Origin of the sequence: Pseudoalteromonas sp. S554 (genome assembly GCF_005930865.1) — a bacterium.
In the GTDB taxonomy this organism is placed as follows: domain Bacteria; phylum Pseudomonadota; class Gammaproteobacteria; order Enterobacterales; family Alteromonadaceae; genus Pseudoalteromonas; species Pseudoalteromonas marina.
The window spans coordinates 17,458-34,647 of sequence record NZ_PNDV01000068.1 but is presented as its reverse complement, the minus strand read 5'-3'; the positions used below and the strand labels follow the sequence as shown (position 1 = coordinate 34,647).

Annotated in this window: 16 protein-coding genes; 12 read left to right on the top strand and 4 right to left on the bottom strand. The window is 38.6% G+C overall.

Features of this window, described 5'->3' with window-relative positions:
* Positions 1 to 317: 317 nt before the first annotated feature.
* Positions 318 to 1,160 (bottom strand): S-formylglutathione hydrolase, encoded by an 843-nt coding sequence (gene fghA / locus CWB65_RS14835; protein WP_008132434.1) that lies wholly within the window; start codon positions 1,158 to 1,160, stop codon positions 318 to 320.
* A gap of 68 nt (positions 1,161 to 1,228) precedes the next feature.
* Positions 1,229 to 2,350: an S-(hydroxymethyl)glutathione dehydrogenase/class III alcohol dehydrogenase gene (locus CWB65_RS14830; protein WP_006794756.1), complete on the bottom strand. Its 1,122-nt coding sequence runs from the start codon at positions 2,348 to 2,350 to the stop codon at positions 1,229 to 1,231.
* A 131-nt stretch (positions 2,351 to 2,481) separates the two neighbouring features.
* Here CWB65_RS14830 and CWB65_RS14825 point away from each other — a divergent pair, with 131 nt between their 5' ends.
* From CWB65_RS14825 to CWB65_RS14795, 7 genes are all read left to right on the top strand, one after another.
* Entirely contained in the window at positions 2,482 to 3,354 is an 873-nt protein-coding gene (locus tag CWB65_RS14825; RefSeq protein ID WP_008132437.1) for a LysR family transcriptional regulator, read from the top strand.
* Between the two features lie 137 nt (positions 3,355 to 3,491).
* The gene (locus CWB65_RS14820; protein ID WP_138740875.1) at positions 3,492 to 4,709 is read left to right on the top strand and encodes a lipoprotein-releasing ABC transporter permease subunit; all 1,218 of its coding nucleotides are present in this window, start codon (positions 3,492 to 3,494) and stop codon (positions 4,707 to 4,709) included.
* Positions 4,702 to 5,400: a lipoprotein-releasing ABC transporter ATP-binding protein LolD gene (lolD, locus tag CWB65_RS14815; protein WP_006794753.1), complete on the top strand. Its 699-nt coding sequence runs from the start codon at positions 4,702 to 4,704 to the stop codon at positions 5,398 to 5,400. Before CWB65_RS14820 ends, lolD begins: the two co-directional genes overlap by 8 nt.
* Positions 5,390 to 6,634, top strand: coding sequence for a lipoprotein-releasing ABC transporter permease subunit (locus tag CWB65_RS14810; RefSeq protein WP_008132441.1), 1,245 nt, complete (start codon positions 5,390 to 5,392; stop codon positions 6,632 to 6,634). The genes lolD and CWB65_RS14810 overlap by 11 nt, the downstream gene beginning before the upstream one ends.
* A 45-nt stretch (positions 6,635 to 6,679) precedes the next feature.
* On the top strand, positions 6,680 to 7,069 hold the full coding sequence (locus CWB65_RS14805; RefSeq protein ID WP_138740874.1) for a hypothetical protein: 390 nt from the start codon (positions 6,680 to 6,682) through the stop codon (positions 7,067 to 7,069).
* 145 nt (positions 7,070 to 7,214) lie between these two features.
* Positions 7,215 to 7,676, top strand: a complete 462-nt coding sequence (locus CWB65_RS14800) for a YehS family protein (protein ID WP_033025846.1) — start codon at positions 7,215 to 7,217, stop codon at positions 7,674 to 7,676.
* Positions 7,677 to 7,904: 228 nt separating this feature from the next.
* Positions 7,905 to 8,987 carry a GGDEF domain-containing protein gene (locus CWB65_RS14795; RefSeq protein WP_008132446.1) on the top strand — a complete coding sequence of 361 codons (1,083 nt, stop codon included), beginning with the start codon at positions 7,905 to 7,907 and terminating at the stop codon, positions 8,985 to 8,987.
* A gap of 44 nt (positions 8,988 to 9,031) precedes the next feature.
* Here CWB65_RS14795 and CWB65_RS14790 read toward each other — a convergent pair whose 3' ends face one another.
* Positions 9,032 to 10,765, bottom strand: coding sequence for an AMP-binding protein (locus tag CWB65_RS14790; RefSeq protein WP_008132447.1), 1,734 nt, complete (start codon positions 10,763 to 10,765; stop codon positions 9,032 to 9,034).
* Between the two features lie 185 nt (positions 10,766 to 10,950).
* The gene (locus CWB65_RS14785; RefSeq protein WP_006794749.1) at positions 10,951 to 11,397 is read right to left on the bottom strand and encodes a DUF3010 family protein; all 447 of its coding nucleotides are present in this window, start codon (positions 11,395 to 11,397) and stop codon (positions 10,951 to 10,953) included.
* A gap of 357 nt (positions 11,398 to 11,754) precedes the next feature.
* Here CWB65_RS14785 and thrS point away from each other — a divergent pair, with 357 nt between their 5' ends.
* From thrS to CWB65_RS14760, 5 genes are all read left to right on the top strand, one after another.
* Positions 11,755 to 13,665: a threonine--tRNA ligase gene (thrS, locus tag CWB65_RS14780; RefSeq protein ID WP_008132448.1), complete on the top strand. Its 1,911-nt coding sequence runs from the start codon at positions 11,755 to 11,757 to the stop codon at positions 13,663 to 13,665.
* Positions 13,666 to 13,724: 59 nt separating this feature from the next.
* Positions 13,725 to 14,285, top strand: coding sequence for a translation initiation factor IF-3 (gene infC, locus CWB65_RS14775; protein ID WP_006794470.1), 561 nt, complete (start codon positions 13,725 to 13,727; stop codon positions 14,283 to 14,285).
* Positions 14,286 to 14,497: 212 nt separating this feature from the next.
* Positions 14,498 to 14,698 (top strand): 50S ribosomal protein L35, encoded by a 201-nt coding sequence (rpmI, locus tag CWB65_RS14770; protein WP_002960713.1) that lies wholly within the window; start codon positions 14,498 to 14,500, stop codon positions 14,696 to 14,698.
* 15 nt (positions 14,699 to 14,713) lie between these two features.
* Positions 14,714 to 15,073: a 50S ribosomal protein L20 gene (gene rplT / locus CWB65_RS14765; protein WP_002960711.1), complete on the top strand. Its 360-nt coding sequence runs from the start codon at positions 14,714 to 14,716 to the stop codon at positions 15,071 to 15,073.
* 298 nt (positions 15,074 to 15,371) lie between these two features.
* Complete coding sequence (locus CWB65_RS14760) at positions 15,372 to 17,189, top strand: M14 family metallopeptidase (protein WP_008132456.1); 1,818 nt, start codon at positions 15,372 to 15,374, stop codon at positions 17,187 to 17,189.
* The last annotated feature ends 1 nt before the right edge of the window (position 17,190 follow it).

Genomic DNA, 17,190 nt, shown 5'->3' with positions numbered 1-17,190 from the left:
GACTAATTGCACGTTCACGAAATTCTGATGTATAGCGATTTGATTTTTTCATAGTTCCAGTTTCTCAAGTTATTGAGTCTCTGGCAAACACGGGGCGATTCACAAAGCTCGTTCAGACCCTTACAAAGATCCATTTAAACCCATTCCAAAAGATAGAGAAGGGTTTTCTTTTACAAAATTAGGTTTAAAAATTGATTCTGCATTAGTCAACTTTGTCAGTTTGGAGAATAAGCAACAACGCCAAGTGTGTAGAAAGGTGAGTAAAAGTTTAAAAGAGTGTGTAGAACTAAATAAGCCAGAACTACACACTAACGGGACTACGCAGTTAAAAACTGACTATGAAATAATAAGTGTTGGTCAATAAAACTACTTATAAAGAAGTAACTATGATCGTAACCTTCTTGCATTTCAAGCGTTAGCGGGTAACTCTTATCGTGAGCGATAGCCACTAGGTTTTGTGGTTTAAGTTGCTCCTCTAAAAAGCCATCGGCATCACCCTGCGATACTAGCATAGGTAGGTAATCGTCCTGCTTTGCTAGTTTCATCAACTCACACGTATCGTATTGAGCCCAGAGCTCTTTGTCAGTGCCTAAATAACCGTTAAACGCTTTTGTGCCCCATGGGCAATTTATTGGGTTAACGATTGGGCTAAACGCAGAGGTACTTACATAGGCTTGTGGGTTTTTAAGAGCAACCATTAAAGCACCGTGCCCACCCATAGAATGACCACTAATGGCTTTAGTACTTGTTACCGGAAAATGCTGTTCAATAAGTGCTGGTAGCTCATCAACTACATAGTCGTACATATTAAAATGTGTGTTGAAGGGCGCTTGCGTAGCATTAACATAAAAACCAGCACCTTGAGCGAAGTCATAACTATCTTCATTGGGTACGTTATCGCCACGCGGGCTTGTATCGGGTGCCACTATTGCAATACCCAGCTCGGCAGCTTTTTTAAATGCGCCCGCTTTTTGCATAAAGTTTTCGTCGGTACAGGTTAAACCCGATAGCCAATAAAGCACAGGGACTTTGTTTGTTTCACTTGCACCCGGTGGTAAAAATACCGCAAAACGCATTGTGCAATGGGTACTTGTTGCAGCGTGAGTGTATTGCTTATGCCAACCACCGGCTACTTTTGTACTTGAGATATTCTCTAACATAATAATCCTTAAAAGCCGCAAACATTCAAGTTTTACGGCTTTATATCAAGTCGTTTACTAAGTGCTTTTTAGTAATGAATTACAGTACGAATACTCTTGCCTTCGTGCATTAAATCAAATGCGTCGTTAATTTCTTCAAGGCTCATTGTATGAGTAATAAAGTCGTTTAAGGCAAATTCGCCTGCCATGTAGCGCTCAACTATTTCAGGAAGTTGCGAGCGGCCTTTAACGCCACCAAATGCACTACCACGCCATACACGACCAGTAACAAGCTGGAAAGGACGAGTTGAAATTTCTTGGCCAGCACCGGCTACACCAATAATTACCGATTCCCCCCAGCCTTTATGACAACACTCAAGGGCAGAGCGCATTACATCAACGTTACCAATACATTCAAATGAGTAATCAACGCCACCGTCAGTCATTTCAACGATCACTTCTTGAATTGGCTTGTCGAAATCTTTAGGGTTTATTAAGTCGGTTGCGCCAAGCTTAGTAGCAAGGTCAAATTTACTGGTGTTAATGTCTACACCAATAATACGACTCGCGCCCGCCATTTTTGCACCAATAATGGCTGATAAACCAATGCCGCCAAGGCCGAATATCGCGACTGTATCGCCTTCTTTTACTTTAGCAGTGTTAGTTACAGCACCCATACCGGTGGTAACACCACACCCTAATAAACAAATTTCTTCTAAAGAGGCTTCTTTGTTTACTTTGGCCAGTGAAATTTCTGGAAGTACTGTGTACTCAGAAAATGTAGACGTACCCATATAGTGGTAAATTGGTTGGCCGTCTTTAAAAAAGCGCGTTGTGCCGTCTGGCATTAAACCTTTACCTTGTGTTTCGCGTACTGCAGAGCAAAGGTTAGTTTTGCCTGATGTACACATTTTACACTCACCACATTCAGCGGTATAAAGTGGAATTACATGATCCCCCACTTCAACACTTGTTACACCTTCGCCAACGGCATAAACAACGCCTGCGCCTTCGTGGCCTAAAATAGCTGGGAATATACCTTCTGGATCTTCACCTGATAACGTAAATGCATCGGTATGACAAACACCAGTAGCAGTAATTTTTACCATTACTTCGCCTTTTTTAGGCATCATTACATCAACTTCTTCAACGCTTAAAGGTTGGTTAGGGCCCCAAGCAATCGCCGCTTTTGATTTAATAAAATCAGACATGTGTTTATCCTTAGTAGTGTTATTTAATATCAATTGTAGACCCATTTTGTTTGGGTGATGGGACTATTGTATTTGTTTCTCATATAATGATAATCTCTTATTTATTAAAACACTTTTACAGTATGGTAATAATGGCGCGTTGGGATGGGATTGACGAATTTATAGCAGTCGGTGAGGAAGGAAGCTTTACTGCTGCAGCTAGGATATTGGGCCTTTCGGTTGCGCATATTAGCCGTCATGTAACCGCCCTTGAGCAACGTTTAAATACCCAGCTTTTAACGCGCACCACACGAAAAGTTGTTCTTACCAAAGAAGGTGAGGTTTTTTTACACCAAATAAAACACTTACAGCATGCAATGGACGATGCTACGCAGGGCCTTGCATCACATCAAACAACCCCTAAAGGAAAAATTAAACTAACAGCCCCGGTAATGTTCGGCGAAACTTTTATTATGCCTATTGTGCACAATTTTATGCACGATCACCCCGATGTTGAAGTTATTGCAAACCTAAGTAACGAACAAGAAGATTTACTTGAAGGCGGGTTTGATTTAGCAATAAGGTTAGGCCATTTAAAAGATTCGAGCTTAAAAGCGCGAAGATTAAGTGAACGGCGCTTTATTATGTGTGCATCGCCTTCTTATTTAAGGCGCTTTGGTGAGCCACATACCTTAGGTGAGCTACATAACCACCAGTGTTTAGTAGGTAATAGTAGTTATTGGCGTGTAAACGAAAATGAGCGTGAAAAACACATTAAAATTGCTGGCAGATTACATTGCAACAGTGGTTGGGCACTTGTTGATGGCGCTAAAAAAGGCTTAGGTATTGTGCAACTCCCTGATTATTATATAGATAATGAGCTTAATAGTGGTGAGTTAGTGCCTATTTTAACGTCTTACCAACCCAAGCAAGAAGGTGTGTGGGGGGTTTATCCACCACGTCAGTTTGTAGCTACCAATGTACGTGTATTGCTAGACTATTTAGTTGCTGGCCTTAAAGAATAAATTGCACTAAATAAATTGCTGAAAAATCATCCAAGTCTCAGATTTATAAATTATTTCTTACATTTATGGTCATATTCAATTGTGCTAACTTCGTGCTACTATAACCCCACACTTTTAGCATAAATGTTTTAAATTATATGTTTCAACCGGTTAGCTTATTTATAGGACTTAGATACAGCCGCTCCTCAAAAGGGAATGCGTTTATATCGTTTATTTCTTTTTTTTCTATTGCCGGTATTGCTATTGGTTTAATGGCTTTATTTACTGTAAGCAGTGTAATGAATGGGTTTGAGCATAGCTTAAAAACTAATATGCTTGGCCTTATTCCGCACATTGAAGTTAAATCTGATCAGCACACCCCAGAGCAAATAACGAGTTTAAAGGCAGCTCTTACTAAATCGTCTTATGTGAAACATGTTAATTTGTATCGCCAAGGCGAAGCTATTTTGCAAACCAATAAAGATCTTCACGGTGTATTACTGCAAGGTTTATATGACAATAACGGTGCGTTATACAAAGTTACTGAGAAAATAGTACAAGGCAATTGGCAAACAGTACTTAATAGTAATTATAACATTGCTATAAGCCGCTATTTGAGTCGGAAGTTAGGTGTTGGTTTAGGTGATAAACTTCGTGTGATCATGCCAAATGCATCTACTTATACTCCTTTGGGGCGTGTGCCTAGCCAGCGTTTATTTAAAGTTGCAGCAATATACGAAACGGGCTCTGAAATAGACATGGCACTCGCTTTCACAAGTGGGCCATCGCTTCAGCGTGTTTTAAAGTTAAATAAAAATGTTGCCCCAAATTTAAGTGTGTCACTTTTTGAACCCTTTGAATTGGACGAATTTACGGACGCAAGCCAACTTATATTAAAAGGTTACAACTATTCAGATTGGCGAAGCAGCCAAGGCACTTTATTTGCCGCAGTAGCAATGGAAAAGCGGATCATGTCCATGTTACTTGCACTTATTGTACTGGTCGCTGTGTTTAATATTGTATCTGCCTTAACAATGATGGTGAGTGAAAAACAAGGGGAAGTTGCGATACTTCAAACACTTGGGCTTACACCATCGCAGGTGCAAAAAGTATTTATGGTTCAAGGTCTTTACAATGGCGTTATTGGAACATTAATCGGCGCTTTTTTTGGGGTGCTACTGAGTTTATACATAAATGAGCTTCTTGAATTAGTTGGCCTGAGTCTACTTGCTGGCATTGAACTACCTGTGAAATTTGATGTGCTTAGTTTAGTAATAATTGCGTTTGCCAGTATTGCTATGAGCTTTTTAGCTACCTTATATCCTGCGCGCAAAGCCGCAAAAGTAAAACCAGCAGAGGTATTGCGTTATGAATAATTTAGTAATTAGTTGTGAAAATTTAAGCAAAGTATACCAAGATGGCAACAACCAAGTTGAAGTGCTAAAGGGCGTGGATTTAGCGCTACAGCAAGGTGAAATGCTTGCTATTGTAGGTAGTTCTGGTTCTGGTAAAAGTACGCTTTTGCATATACTCGGTACGCTTGATACTGCCACTGCAGGTATTGCGAAAATTAAAAATCAAGAAGTTGCTAAGTTATCTCGTACTGAACAAGCAGCTTTTAGAAACCAAAATTTAGGTTTCATTTATCAGTTTCACCATTTATTGATGGAGTTTAGTGCTGTAGAAAATGTAGCAATGCCTTTGCTAATAAAAGGCTTAACGGCAAAAGAAGCAAAAGTACAGGCGCTCGACATGCTTGAAAAAGTGGGTCTTGCACATCGAAGTGATCATAAACCTTCTGCACTTTCAGGAGGAGAGCGTCAACGAGTTGCTATTGCCCGTGCTTTGGTTACTAAACCTGCGTTGGTTCTTGCTGATGAGCCAACAGGTAATTTAGACAAGCAAAATGCGATTAAAATTTATGATTTAATAAATGAGCTAAACCAGAGTTTAAACACGAGCTTTGTAGTGGTAACTCATGATTTAGAGCTTGCTGATAAACTAGGTAAAATAGCTTATTTAGATGACGGTAAACTATCGGTAAAAGAGTCACAATATGTTGCTTAGTGCATTTTTAAGTAAACGTTTTAGAGCATACTCAGGTCATAAAGACGAAAAAAACGGGTTTGTTAGTTTTATAGCTAAAGCGTCTACTATAGGTATTTTATTGGGGGTCGCTGTTTTAATTGTTGCCCTTTCAGTAATTAATGGCTTTGAACAACAATTAGTCCATCGTTTACTAAGCGTAGTACCTCAGGTTGAATATGTTGCACCAAGCAGACCTATTGCTAATTGGCAGCTAAAAGTAGCTAATATAGAAAGTCAGCCGCATGTAACGGGAGCAGCCCCATTTATCGCGGTTAATGGTATGGCGCAGTATAAAAGCCAATTAAAAGCGGTCGAAATACGCGGTGTTAGCCCTTCTTATGAGGGCAATGTTTCTGCAGTTAACCAGTTTGGAACAGGTAAATTAGTAAGCCAATTATCCTCTGAAGAGGTTATTTTAGGCCAACAAATAGTAAAGCAACTTGACGCAAAAGTGGGCGACAATATTACTTTGCTAATTCCTCAGGTTGGGCAAGCAGGTGGTCAGTTATTAGCACCTAAACGCGTTACCCTGAGCCTTGCAGGTGTTATTGAAATGGGCGGCCCAATTGACAGCACGGCTGCTTTTATACATTTGGGCAAAGCGCAGCAAACACTTGGCTACGACGAAACCCAAGTTACAGGTTTAAGGTTAAGTGTTGATGATGTGTTTTCAGCGCATCAAATAGCGCTTAATGTAGGGCAAACCATTAGCGATTATGTCTATATTTCTAGTTGGTTTAGAACACAAGGTAGCTTATATCAAGATATACAAATGGTTCGTACCATTGTTTATATTGTTGTGTTTTTAATTATTGCTGTTGCGAGTTTTAATATTGTGTCTTCTCTTGTCATGGAAGTGCGTGAAAAAGAAGGCAATATCGCAATTTTAAAAACAATGGGCGCTAAAGACAGTACTATTTTAGCAACCTTTGTAATGCAGGGATTAACGCAAGCGTTTGTGGGTGTCTTACTTGGCTCGTTCATTGGTGTTGTATTAGCATTAAACATAAGTGAATTATTTGCTTGGCTGAGCCAGCTAATGGGTGCTAATCCGCTTGAAGGGGTTTATTTTATAGAATTTTTACCTAGTAAATTAGTACTTAGTGATATTGGTATAACTGTAATAGTCACTTTTGTCTTAGCAATTTTTGCCACTATTTACCCTGCTTGGCAAGCTACACGAGTAGACCCTGCAAAAGTGTTGGGTAACTAAATAACCCATGTTCAGAAACTTATATAACTATTAAAAGGATTTAATATGCTTGCTACATACAGAACGATGCACTTTGTATATGTACAATGGCTTAGGAAACGCTCTAAAACGGCCAGTGGCGTTGATGGTGTTTTTGCTTTTTCTCTTATTATATTTATAAACAGCCTTTCACTGCTAGGGTTAATATCCCCAGCTACTATTGATTTTATTATGAGCCAGTCAAAACTTGTTGTTTGCACGAGTGGTATAGTTATTAGTATTGCTATTGTCATATTAAACCAAATTTGTTTAGGCGACAGAAGCAAGTATATTAATAATGTGAAGTTTGTACTTAATAAAAAGTCACAGAAAATACTATTGAAAATGACTTTATTGTGGTTATTTGGATCTATATTTATGTTTTTTTATATTATATTTTTAATAGCTGATAGCTAAAAAGTATTTGGTGTCTAGAAGGGTTGTTAGATTACTCCCTACATGAATTAAAAGTAGGGAGTGTTTGTTAAAACTGATAAACTGGCAAGCTATTAGAGCTGAGCAAATAATGCTTAGTTGCCTTTCCCTTATTTTGGATTATATTTTGACAAATAACGATATTTTACGCCGTATTCGCTATACCTTTAATTTAACCAATACTGCCGTGGTTGACATTTTTGCTGCGGTAGAGGCTACAGTAAAAACAGAGCAAGTCATTGCGTGGTTAACAAAAGAGGGCGAGCAAGAGTTTGTTAAAATTTCAGACACTGAGTTTGCAACCTTCCTAAACGGGTTTATTAATACCAAACGAGGTAAACGCGAGGGTGCGCAGCCAATACCAGAGAGTAAGCTCAATAATAATATTATTTTTATGAAGTTACGCATTGCTTTAAACATGAAGGCTGAAGATGTAATAGCCACGCTTGCATTGGTTGATTTTGATTTAAGCAAACACGAATTAAGTGCGTTTTCTCGTAAAGTAGACAACAAGCATTACCGGGTGTGTAACGATCAAATACTTCGTTTATTTTTAACCGGTGTACAGCAACAACACCGCCCTGAATAATTGCTAATAATTATTTTGGCTTAAAAACGTTGTGAAAAACAACATTTTTAAGCCAGTCATTATAAGTGTTTACTAAGATTGTAATTAATCTAACTTAGCGATAATATTTAAAAGTTAACTTTGCTAAACCAATCTAAGTGCATTAAAAACCAAGTGTCATAAAAACACAATCATATCCGTTTTAAGTTCGCTATTTCCAGGTAACGAAAATACAAAAAGGAATTTAGAATGCAATTAATACCCTCAACATTTTATTTTCCACCCGACAAAGAAAAAGACTTCCAGCATCAACTTAATAAAAGCACCGTTCACTTTGCTAATATAGCCTTGTATTTAGCTGCTTTATTTTTAACGATTTTGGTTATTCTTTCGTGGTTGAATGATGAGCAATCTTTATACTCTGTCATTAATGTTTTAAGACTATCGATGGTTTGTTTGTCGTTTGTATTGGTTTATGTAAACAATAAATTAAAGGCAAAATACTTACATTATCGTTGTTTTGCTTATGGCGTTTTATTTTGTGTTTTATTTGGGTATTTATTTTGGTCCTTTGTCGGATTATATGGTTATTTAAACGAGGGAGGGCCTATGCTTGTAGTGGCTTCCTTTTCTGCAATACCCATGCTTCATTTAGGCCATAAACTTATTTTATGGACAATTACGGGGTTAAGCCTTCTAAGTGTTCATTTGTTTTCATCCACGCCAATAATATGGAGCCTTTACTTTTACATTAGCATTGTGATTGTAATGGCGTGTATTCAATATCAACTGGATATACTTTTACGTAAACAATATGAAGCTGAGCTTGTTGAAACACAAAAAGCAAACATTGATCAACTAACGGGGTTATATAATAGACACAGTTTTGACTCAGAATGTAAACGCTTAATGAATCAAATAAAGCCATCTCAGTCGCTAGCGCTTGCTATGGTTGATATCGATGACTTTAAAAAATATAACGATAATTACGGGCATTTAGATGGCGATAACATACTCATTGATGTTGCGAGCCGATTAAAAAAACTCCAGGCAGATATCGTTGTTAGATTTGGTGGTGAAGAATTTATCTTAGTTAAAATTTTAGATCAAAATAATTTAGACTGGCTTGATGATTTACCCAATCTTTTTGCTACAAATACGATAAGTCACGAATACTCAACATTTAAACGTGTAACTGTTTCTGCTGGCGTTGTCGTAGCTGATTTTTCCGCCCTTTGTCCAGACATTAAAGCATTGCTATCTGTAGCCGATAAAGCGATGTACAAAGCAAAAAATACAGGTAAAAATAAAGTAATTAAAGATTACATATAAAAATGGCCCAATATTTATATTGTGTCATGCTGGGCAAGTTTACATTATGAAAATAATTTACTTGATAATACTTCTTGCATTTGTTCTCGCATTTTGAACTTTTGTAGTTTGCCTGTCACTGTCATAGGGTAACTTTCTACAAAGCGAATATACCTAGGCATTTTAAAGTAGGCGAGTTTGTCATGTAAAAATGCACGGATCGCTTGTTCATCGAGTGTTGTATCTTCTTTTGGTTGGATCCACGCACACACTTCTTCACCGTATTTTTCATCGCTGATACCAAATACAGCGGCGTCTTGTATGCCTGGATAAGTATAAAGCACCTCTTCAATTTCTCGAGGGTAAACGTTTTCACCACCACGGATAATCATGTCTTTAATTCGCCCAACAATACTCACAAATCCTTCGCTATCCATAACACCTAAATCGCCTGAATGAAGCCAGCCGTCACTATCTATTGTGGCTTTTGTTTTTTCTTCGTCATTCCAATAGCAGCGCATTATTCCTACGCCTTTGGAGCATACTTCACCGGGTAAACCTATTTTTTGAATGTTACCCAGTTCATCAATAATTTTAACCTCAGTATGTGCAAGGGCGCGGCCAACGGTTGTTACTTGGCGCTCTATTGATGAATCAGTTTCGGTTATATTATTGATTGGGCTGCATTCAGTTTGCCCATAGGCAATTAAAACCTGATGCATATTCATTTGTGTTTGAACTTTTCGCATGACTTGTTCGGGGCAAGTAGAGCCTGCCATAACGCCGGTTCTGAGTGTACTCAAGTCATATTCACTAAAGGTACTGAGCTCAAGTTGACTAATAAACATAGTGGGAACACCGTGCAATGCTGTACAGCCTTCTTGTTCAATTACATCAAGCGTTGTTTTGGCGTCAAACGAATCACTCGGATAAATGGCTGCGGCGCCTTTTGTAACGCATAAAAGACTACCTAAAACCATACCAAAGCAATGATATAAAGGCACTGGAATACAAAGCTTGTCGTGCTCAGTAAAATGCATAGAATCGCCAACAAAAAGCGCATTATTTAATATGTTTTTGTGAGTGAGTGTAGCGCCTTTTGGGTTACCTGTTGTGCCTGAAGTAAATTGTATATTTATATCCTGTTCGGCATTTAAATTTGCAGCAATAGCATTAAGTTCAAGCTCATGAGCTGGCGTTGCCATACGCATAATATCGGAAAACGAAAACATGCCAGCGCTTACTTCATTACCAATACGAATTACATTCTTAAGATTGGGCAGAGCTTTAGCTGAAAGCTTGCCACTGTCACAATGTTTAAGTTCTGGCGCTAGACTATTTAGCATTTCTATATAGTTGCTGGCTTTAAATTGTGAAGCGGTAATGAGTGTTGAACATTCAACGCTATTTAATGCATATTGAAGTTCATTTGGCCGATAGGCTGGGTTAATGCAAACCATAATGGCACCAATTTTTGCGGTAGCGAATTGAGTTAAGCACCACTGTATATTATTAGGTGACCATATTCCGACCCGATCGCCTGGCTTAACACCGATTGCTAATAGCCCCATAGCGAGTTGATTAACCTCTTTTTGAAATTCTTTGTAGGTTAAACGAATGTTTTGATGATTGACCACTACCGCAAGCGAGTTAGGGTTTTTGTCGACAATGAAGTCGAAGTAGGCACCAATGGTTTTATTGGTTAAAGCTGTATTTTGTGAGCCTTTAAAATAGCTTTTGGACAACGGTAGTGAATTTATTACTTCTACTTCTTTAACTGTTTTATGTTGTGTGTGCATGTTTTTCTCCGTGTCGATGTGTGTGTATTACATAAACTAGGAACTAAACAAACACACATTGTCGACAAAAAGAAGGGTGGTTAGACTAATGTATTATAAGTAAAGATATAGCCAGTAAAATAGTAGCAATAAAAAACGCGCCATATTGGCGCGTTCATAATTTAAAAAACTTTAAACGTTTTAAATTACATTTCGTCACTACGATACGTTTTTTTCATTATGTATACGTAGGCGTTCACAAATGCATTTTCTTGGTACTTTTTAAGGCCTGTTTCCTCAAATGCTATTGGGATAGGGTTACGCTTAACTTGCTCTTTAATCTCTGTAGTTGAGAATACGCGAACATCAAGGTTTTCAATGAGCTGAATAGCGGTTTCCATTTTAAAACCTTTCGCACTGCCGGCAAATTTACCTTTTGGTTGGCGTTCGCGAATGGCAACAGAGTCAATTTGGTAATCTTGCATTAGCTTTGCAAAATCAAATTGAAATTTGCGCATTATTTCAGTGTCGTTACCATTACCTAAGGTAAAACGTGTTTGACGCACATCGCGAATATCAAAAACGTCGTTATCTTTACTTAAAATACAAAGTAGTACGTCACTACCGGTAATTTCTACACCACATGTTCTCATTGCTGTTCTCTAATAAAACTTAATTATTGCGTATTATACGCAACATCGAATAAATTGCGAGAATAAGCAATAAGGTGAATTCTTACTATGCATTTCTCAAAATTGTCATCGTTTTTATTTATATTTACAAACTTACGCAAAATAACATTGATTACAGCGCCTTTAAACTTGTAATTGTTTCTCGCTCACGCGACAATATATTTTTGTAGTTGAGCAGACTCAGCATCTACATCAGCCTGTTAGGCGAAAAATAGTCAATGCTTATTCGTAAGAGCGTTGTCGAGTCATTCTCATTTAATTTTATTTAAAATACACGTGATACATTGTAGGTGTCACCACTGTATGTAAGGATTTATAATGCCAGTTATTACCCTTCCTGACGGCAGTCAGCGTAGTTTTGAAAACCCTGTAAGTACCCTTGATGTTGCAAACGATATTGGTCCAGGCCTAGCTAAAGCAACCATTGCTGGTCGTGTTAATGGCGACCGTGTTGATGCGTGTGAGCTAATTAATGATGATGCACGCCTTGAGATCATCACAGCAAAAGATGAAGACGGACTTGAGATTATTCGTCACTCGTGTGCTCACTTAATAGGTCATGCGGTTAAGCAACTTTTCCCCGAAGCAAAAATGGCCATTGGCCCTACTATTGATAACGGCTTTTACTACGATATCGATTTAGATCATTCTTTGTCACAAGATGACTTAGATGCCATTGAAAAGCGTATGCTGCAACTTGCAAAAACAAACTATGACGTAGTGAAAAAAACAGTAAGCTGGCAAGAAGCTCGCGATACGTTTGAAGCGCGTGGCGAAACATACAAAATTGAAATTTTGGACGAGAACATTGCAAAAGATGATCGCCCAGGATTATACCACCACGAAGAATACGTAGATATGTGTCGTGGTCCTCATGTACCTAACATGAAATTCTGCCAAAACTTCAAAATAATGAAAGTAGCAGGTGCGTACTGGCGTGGTGATTCTGAAAATAAAATGTTACAGCGCATTTACGGCACTGCGTGGGGCGATAAAAAGCAACTTAAAGCGTATTTAAAGCGTTTAGAAGAAGCTGAAAAGCGTGATCACCGTCGTATTGGTAAGGCTCTAGATTTATGGCACTGGCAAGAAGAAGCGCCAGGTATGGTATTTTGGCACAACGATGGTTGGAGCATTTACCGTGAGCTTGAAGAGTTTGTTCGTGAAAAATTACGTGAATACCAATACGAAGAAGTAAAAGGTCCAATGATGATGGACCGATCTTTGTGGGAAAAATCTGGTCACTGGGAAAAATACTCAGACGCCATGTTCACCACAGAGTCTGAAAAGCGCGAATACGCTATTAAACCAATGAACTGCCCGGGTCACGTGCAAATTTTTAACCAAGGTTTAAAATCGTACCGTGATTTACCACTGCGTATGGCCGAGTTTGGTTGTTGTCACCGTAACGAACCATCAGGCGCTTTACACGGCTTAATGCGTGTACGTGGCTTTACACAAGATGATGCTCACGTGTTCTGTACAGAAGAGCAAGTAATGGACGAGGTTTCAGCGTGTATTAAGATGGTTTATGATACCTATGAAACATTCGGTTTTGACAAAATTGTAGTTAAGCTTTCTACGCGTCCTGAAAAACGTATCGGTGACGATGAAATTTGGGACAAAGCAGAGGTTGCATTAGCTGATGCACTTAAGGCAAACGACATTGAATTTGATTACCTACCAGGTGAAGGTGCCTTTTACGGACCTAAAATTGAATTTACTTTGTACGATTGTTTAGACAGAGCGTGGCAATGTGGTACAGTGCAACTAGATTTTGCACTTCCGGGTCGTTTAGGCGCTACTTATGTAGCAGAAAACAACGAACGACGCACTCCAGTTATGATACACCGTGCTATTTTAGGCTCAATTGAGCGCTTTATCGGTATTTTAACTGAAGAATACGCTGGTTTATTCCCAACGTGGCTTGCTCCAAAGCAAGTGGTAATTATGAATATTACCGATAAACAAGCAGATTACGTGCACGAAATTGTACAAAAATTAAATAAACTTGGAATTAGAGCCGCTGCTGACTTGAGAAATGAGAAGATTGGCTTTAAAATCCGTGAGCATACATTAAAGCGTATACCTTACTTACTGGTTGTTGGCGACAAAGAAGTTGAACAACAAGAAGTAGCGGTTCGTACGCGAACAGGTGAAGACCTGGGTAAATTTAATGTCGATGACTTTGTAGCTAAAATAAGCGAAGAGATTAAAAATCGACAGTAAAAATCGAGCGTGTAGGGCTGTAACTAAAAGTCATCTACACGCTTATATTATTGATATTCTTGGAGGAACGTACCATTAGAGGCGGCAAGAAAGGGCAACAAACAGCTCAAAAAAATCGTATTAACGAAGAAATTACAGCTCAAGAAGTTCGTTTAATCGACATCGACGGCGAACAAGCTGGCATTCAGTCATTAAAAGACGCACAAGCTATGGCTGATGCAGCGGGTGTTGATCTTGTAGAGATTAGCCCAAACGCTGAGCCGCCTGTTTGTAAGGTTATGGACTACGGTAAGTTCATCTTTGAAAAAAGCAAAGAACTGAAAGAGCAGAAGAAGAAGCAAAAGCAAATCCAGATTAAAGAAATCAAATTCCGTCCTGGTACGGATGAAGGTGATTATCAGGTTAAGCTTCGCAACTTACGTAAGTTCTTAGAAGCTGGCGATAAAGCTAAAATTACCATCCGCTTCCGTGGCCGTGAAATGGCTCACCAAGAAATTGGCATCGAACTATTAAACCGCGTTAAAGGCGATTTAGAAGATTTAGCAGTCGTTGAGTCTTTCCCAAATCGCGTCGAAGGCCGTCAAATGGTTATGATGATGGCACCTATTGCTAAAAAGTAATTTTTAAGTAATAATGCGCACCGAATTTAGCTCAGGTCTGCAAGCAATATGCAAATATTCACCTGAGTTAACCGGTTTTAAAGTAAAGTTGCAGCATTTTATGCTGGGCTTTCACCGGAACATGGCAGTAAGTTAGGCCTAAAAGTGGAGCTATAGAAATATACCTCACGCCTGCTTACTAATTTAAAGGCAATACAATTGGAGTTATTGCAATGGCTTATAAGCTAAAAAGTCACAGTGGCGCTGCTAAGCGTTTCAAAAAGACTGCTTCTGGCGGTTTCAAGCGTAAACAAGCGCATCTTCGTCATATTCTGACTAAGAAAACTTCTAAGCGTAAGTTACACCTACGTCCTAAGATGATGGTTCATAAAAATGACCATGGTCTAGTTTCACGTATGTTACCGTTCGCTTAATAGGGGTTTTTAGAAATGGCAAGAGTTAAACGCGGCGTTGTCGCACGTGCACGTCACAAAAAAGTTTTAAAACAAGCAAAAGGTTACTACGGAGCACGTTCACGTGTTTACCGCGTAGCTTTCCAGGCTGTTACTAAAGCGGGTCAATACGCTTACCGTGACCGTCGTGCGAAGAAACGTACTTTCCGTCAATTATGGATTGCACGTATCAATGCTGCTTCACGTCAAAATGGTCTGTCTTACAGCCGTTTTATCAATGGTCTTAAAAAGACTTCTGTAGAAATCGATCGTAAGATCCTTGCAGATATCGCAGTTTACGACCAAGTTGCATTCGCAGCGCTTGTAGAAAAAGCTAAAGAAGGCCTAGCCGCTTAAGCTTTTTTATAAGAACTGAAAAGGAGCCCATTGGCTCCTTTTTTTGTGCCTAAAATTCGCTATGAAAACCCCACCACATAAAAGCTATTCTAAGTTCCCGAGTAAGATAAGCTGTTATTAATTTAAAGACCCAGCTGTATTTAATTAGATGCTAATTGTGCTGAAATACTAATAAAGCATTTTTGATCCATTATTAACTTACCTTAGGCTGTGTTTTTTGTTGAACTACCGCAGTTTTTTCGTAACGATCAGTTAAGTTGTTATAATTTGGCCATTAAAGCGTTTTTTTGAGAATAATATGTTAGCCAGCTTACTCTTTTTATCTGCAAGTATGACTTACGACAGCCATTTACCACCTTTGCTACCTTGGCAAGGACAAAGCTTATCGCTGATACAACAGGCAGGTCCTCTGACAACGGATTTTGAACTTTCAGATGGTTATATATCTCCTGACTACAAAAACACAATGGCTTTTGTAGAGCGTTTAGTTGCTGCAAACCCAACTCAATTCAAATCGCAAATAATTGGTTATAGTAATAGTAAGCGCGCTATTAAAATGGTTGTAGCGAGTGAGCAAGGTTTTTTTGATGCAGATCAGCTTGCTAATAGCACCAAGCCTACAGTACTTGTTCAAGCGGGAATTCATGCTGGTGAGATTGACGGTAAAGACGCCATGTTTATGTTGTTACGCGATATAGCGACAGGCAAACGCAGGGATATTTTAAAGAAAGTAAATATTTTGTTTATCCCAATTTTAAACGTTGACGGACATGAAAGAAGCGGCCACTTCAACCGTATTAATCAACGCGGCCCAAGTAAAATGGGTTTTAGAACTAATGCAAATAATTTAAATTTAAACCGTGACTTTACAAAACTTGATACACCCGAAGTTAAAAGTGTTTTGAAGGTTATTAATGACTATAACCCAAATCTGTATGTTGATGTGCACGTTACTGACGGTGCAGATTATCAATACGATGTCACCTATGGGTATAACCCGGTTTTTGCGAGCGAATCACCTGCTATATCAGCTGCGCTAGACCAATACTTCAAACCTGTAATAGATGAAAAATTAGCATCGCAAGGCCATATACCTGGACCACTTGTATTTGTTATGAATAAGCGAAACTTTAAAGAAGGGCTTGCAGGTTGGGTTGCTACACCACGGTTTTCAAATGGTTGGGGCGACTTAAAGTCTTTACCTACAATTTTAGTCGAAAACCATTCCCTGAAACCCTATAAGCAACGTGTTTTAGGAACTTATGTATTTATTGATGGTGCAATTGATGCCTTATCAAATCACAGCCATGAACTAGCTAATGCAGTAAAAAAAGAACAGGCATTTGTGCCAAAAGAACTTATTGTTCAACGAGGGTATAGTAAAACTCCTGTTGAAATTGAATTCAAAGGTATTCGTTATACCTCAAAAATGAGTACGTTATCAGGTCAAACAGAAGTTCAATATATTGGCGAGAAAGAAGACTATACAAACCTCCCTGTATATTGGCAAAAAGACGTACAAAAGCGTGTTGAAGTGCCTAAGGCATTTTTTATACCACCTGTTTACACTGATTTAATTGAGAAGTTATCGCTTCATGGTGTGTCTGTGAACAAATTAGTTGGTGAAAATACACAACCATTAAAACAGGCCAAAATAGATAAGTACTCTTTTGCTAAGTCACCGTTTGAAGGACGATTTAGAGTAACGGCTAATTTTGATTATAAGCCTGCTATTAATGTAAATTTAGACGGTTGGTTTGAAGTGACAACTCAACAAAAGGCAGGAGAATTAGCTGTTCATTTGCTGCACCCGGAGGCACCGGATTCATTTTTTGCATGGGGTGAGTTTAATACTGTTTTTCAACGAACAGAATACATGGAAAACTACGCGCTAATCCCGTTTGCCCGTCAAATGCTAAAAGATAATCCAAAACTTGCATTAGCATTTGATAAAAAGCTAAAAAATGATAAGTCATTCGCTAATGATGCTAATGCTCGCTTAAACTGGTTGTATGAGCATAGCCCGTTTTATGACCAAGCTTATTTAAAGTATCCAATACTTATGTCGTTTGAAGAAGAAATAGCAATACCAGAACAAAAAGATAAAGAAATATAGC